Source organism: Tahibacter caeni, from assembly GCF_024609805.1.
Taxonomy (GTDB): domain Bacteria; phylum Pseudomonadota; class Gammaproteobacteria; order Xanthomonadales; family Rhodanobacteraceae; genus Tahibacter; species Tahibacter caeni.
In genome coordinates this window covers 1-4,181 of the sequence record NZ_JANFVR010000374.1, presented here as the reverse complement: position 1 = coordinate 4,181, position 4,181 = coordinate 1, and the positions used below count along the sequence as shown (strand labels likewise).

2 protein-coding genes are annotated in these 4,181 nt (G+C 72.0%); one reads left to right on the top strand and one right to left on the bottom strand.

The window, feature by feature from the left end:
* The first annotated feature begins 232 nt into the window (after nucleotides 1–232).
* Nucleotides 233–2,629, top strand: coding sequence for a DUF4394 domain-containing protein (locus NON22_RS21015; RefSeq protein WP_257388939.1), 2,397 nt, complete (start codon nucleotides 233–235; stop codon nucleotides 2,627–2,629).
* A gap of 84 nt (nucleotides 2,630–2,713) precedes the next feature.
* Here NON22_RS21015 and NON22_RS21010 read toward each other — a convergent pair.
* The coding region (locus tag NON22_RS21010; RefSeq protein ID WP_257388937.1) for a hypothetical protein at nucleotides 2,714–4,181 on the bottom strand (1,468 nt) is incomplete at its 5' end.

Below are 4,181 nucleotides of genomic sequence, written 5' to 3'. Positions count from 1 at the left end.
CGTGCGCTGGCCGGCGAGCGGCCGTTGCCGGCCGATCTGGCCGCGGCCGCGCGGCCGGCGCACTGAGGACGCCACGCCGCCGAAAAGAAAAAACACTAGCGATTTCAAGCGCTAGTCGGAATCGCTCATCGATCGCTCATGGCGGTGCAGCGCAACGGCGCCGACACTGGGCTGTCATCGGTGGCAGATCGCCGCGGCTCGCGGGCGCCCTTCCACCGACCAGGAAACGAACGTGACACTTCTCCGCTATCCCACGCCTGCCCTGTTCCTGCTGATCGGTCTGGCTGCCTCGGCAGCGGCCTCCGGCCAGACCCCGTCCGTATCGCCGCGCCGCAGTATCGGTCCCGACGTCCAGGCCGCCGCGCCGGCGACGCCGCCGGCCGCCGCCACGCCGGCCGCCGTCCACGCCCTGCTCGGTTCCGTACCGGCCTATGCGCAGGAAATGACCCTGAGCTTCGCGCGCCGCTACACCACGTTCGACGCATCCTCGCCGGGCCAGTTCGCCCAGGTCGGCCCGTCGCCGGCGGATGCGCAGCTGTGGACCGGCACCTTCGTCCGCAACGACTTCGGCAAGCAGTACCTCGTCGGCGACGCCAACGTGCTGCGCACGATCAGCACGGCCGACGGCACGGTGACCGACGTCGGACCGGCCGTGCCGCCGATCGACGGCGAGTACTGGGTCGGCATGAAATGGGACCCGACCACCGACAAGGTCTTCGCCGCGGCCTGCAACCATGCGGTCGGCGCGGGCTGCCATCTCTACACGATCGATCCGGCCACCGCCGCGGTCGAGCTGGTCGCGCCGATCGACAATGCCTCGGGCGACTACGTGCTCATGGACATCGCGATCAATTCGGCCGGCGAGATCTACGCGGTCAACCTGGTCGATCCCTACGACAACTACCTCGTCAAGCTCGACAAGGTCACCGGCGCGGTGCAGGTCGTCGGCCCGACCGGCGTGAACGCGGCGTATGCCCAGGGCCTGGACTTCGACAAGCGCAGCGACACGCTGTACTGGGCCGCGTTCGGCCAGCTCGGCGCCGGCGGCGCGTTCCAGGGCCAGGTCTACACGGTCGACACGGCGACCGGCGCGGTGACGCATCTCGGCACGACGCCGAACGGCGGCAGCGAGATCTGGGCGCTGTCGATCGCGACCGCCGCGCCGGTCACCGGCGCGTTCTGGAATTTCGACGACGTGACGGCGCCGGCGCTGCCGGCGGACTGGACCACGCAGGCCAGCGGCATCGCGCCGTGGACGACGCAGTCGGCCGTCGCCGCGAGCGCGCCGAATGCGGCGCACGTGGCCGAGGCCGAAAGCGCCGGCGAGGCCAGCCTCTACACGCCGCTGATGCGCGCCGGCGTCGGCGACGAGTTCTCGTTCCGTCACCGCTGGGCGCTGGAAACGAGCCCGTACGACGGCGGCGTGCTCGAGATCGCGATCGACGGCGGCGCGTTCCAGGACATCCTCGCGGCCGGCGGCCAGTTCGTCTCCGGCGGCTATACCGCGACCTTGCCGGCCTGCTGCGGCGGCAATCCGCTCGGCCAGCGCAACGCCTGGGCCGGACGCAGCCAGGACACGTTCGTGCACACGCGCGTGACCCTGCCGGCCGCCGCCGTCGGCCGCATCGTGCAGTTGCGCTGGCGCTTCGGCACCGACTCCTCGTCCACGGCGCCCGCGCCGAACGGCTGGTGGATCGACTCGGTGCGGCTCGGACCGGCCGGCGCCTCCGGCCCCGCGGCGGCCGTGTCCGCGGTGCAGCTCGCGCTGACCGTGCCGGCCGGCGCCACGACGGCGGTGCCGCTGAATCTCGCCAACGACGGCACCGCCGCGCTGAGCTTCTCGGCGCATCTGGCGGCGAGCAACTGCGACGCGCCGGGCGGCGCGGCCTGGCTCAGCGCGACGCCGGGCCAGGGTGCGCTGGAGCCGGGCTACAGCAAAGATCTCTGGATCGCGGCGAACAGCAGCAGCCTGGCGCCGGGCCTGCACGAGGGCGTGCTCTGCATCGCCACCGACGATCCGCAGCATGCGCAGTTCGAGCTGCCGGTGTCGGTCACGGTGACGCCGGCGACGGCGGCCGACGGCCTGTTCTGCGGCGGTTTCGAAGCCGGCCAGACGGGCGCCTGCCCTGTCGTCCCGGCCGGCAACGTGATCGCCAGCGGCCCGCTGAACTGGCCCGTGCCGGCCGACCTGGACGGCATCGCGATCGATCTCGTGACCGGTGCGCACGGCCCCTGGAGCGCCGGCACCGTCGCCGACATCAATCTGTATTCGGCGACAGAAGAAACCGGTCCCTCGCTGCACGTCTACTGGTATGCCGACCTCGTGCCCCAGGCGGCCGTCGGCGGCCTGATCGACGTGACGACGACCGGCGGCGTGCATTTCTCGGTGCTGCAGAGCGGCGCGCGCATCGGCCCGCAGGGCACGATCTGGTACGCGCCGAACTCGGGCCCGCTCGACAACTGGCTGCCCGGCGCGACCGGCTACCTGGGCCTGGCCTTCTACAACGAGCAGACCGGCCGGCTCAATTACGGCTACGTGCATCTGCAGGCCGGCAGCGGCGCCGGCTTCCCGGCCACCGTGCTCGACTACGCCTACGATCGCAGCGGCGCCGAGATCGTGATTCCGTAAGCCGCGGGCGACGCCGCAGCGGACCTGTCCGTGTCCGCTGCGGCGTGACCGCGCTGCCGCTCCCGAAGCGGAGCCGGCAGCGGCTCAGCAGTCCGCGCCGTTGCGCGTGCAGACCGCGTCGCCGCGCAACGGCGCGACGGCGCTGTAGTTCGACATCACCGCGCCGACGTTGCCATTGAAGTAGTTGACGAGCTGCCAGCCGATCAGCGGCAGGCCGCGGAAGCGCTCGCCGTTCTGTGCCGGCGCCGTCGCCGTATCCCAGCCGAAGCTGACCGTGCCTTCCTCGAATGCACCGACGACGCTCTGCGTGCGCGAGCCCAGCACCGGCGACTGCGTGCCGAGGTTCGGCCCGCCGACGGCCACGATCGTCGTGTCGTAGCACAGCGCACTCTGCGGCGCCGGCGCGCCGAACTCGAGCATCGTGTCCGTCGAGCGGTCGTAGCGGCTCAGCGCGTAGTCGCCCGGATACTGCTGGCACGCGCGGCCGCCGCTCTGGTCGCCGTTGCGCGCGTCGAACGGCGCGCCGCCGAGGCCGGCGTTCTGCAGGGTCGGATCGACGTAGAAGCGCTTGGTCGGCGCCGCGATGATCCACTCGGTCAATGCGTCGGAGTTGTGCGACCAGACCGATTCGCCGGCGCTGTACGGCGTGGCGAGCACGGCGCTGACCGCGTCGATCGCGCGCGCGGCCGGATACGTCGCGCTGACCGTGCGCGTGCCGAGCGAGACCTGCGCCGTGACCGCGCCGCTGGCCGCGTCGCTGACCGCGTCCGCGAGATCCGGATGCGCGCTGTCGGGTGCGGAATGCTGGCTGCGCACGCTGAAGCCGTCGAGCGCGGTCGCCGGCAGAGTGAACACGAGGCCTTCGGCGACGTCGACGATCGTCGCGTTGCCGTAAAGGCCGCCACCGGGCGCGGCCACGTCGGTCGACGCGTTCGTCGCCCAGTAGCCGGCCGGCCGCCAGGCGTCGAGGAGCCGCGCACACGCGACCGGATGCAGCCGGCCGTTGCTCAGCGTGAACGCGGCCGCCTCGGCCGAGGCGCCGGAGAGCTTGCCCATCTCGATGACCTCGACGTGGCCCTCGCGCGTGCGCTCCGCATCGGCCGGTCCGCCGTCGGCACGCGCGCCGCTGAAGTCGGCGGTACTGAACGGCGTGTAGCTGCGTCCGTCCGGCAGCTCCGGCAGACCCGGCGCGTTGCGCAGGTCCGGCACGGCGCAGGAATTGTCGCCGGTGACCAGCGCAGCGCGGCCGTCGGCCGCGGCGAACACGCCGCCGGTCCAGACGTCGTGCGGCGCGAGATAGAGATTGGCCGAGAACACGACGCGGCCGTTGTGGCCTTCGTGGAAGCGCAGCTTCAACGCCTTGGTCTGCGCGCTGTCGTTGACCAGCGACAGCAAGGTGTTGTAGCCGGCGTTCGCCGTGTAGTACGGAAAGATCAGCACCTGGCCGTGACCGCGCGGATTCAGATGGACGGCCTGGGCCAGCGGCGCGGCCAGGGCCAGCGCGAGCGCGAGCGCGAGCGCGGCGGCCGCGCGGCCGCGGCCAATTCGCAAC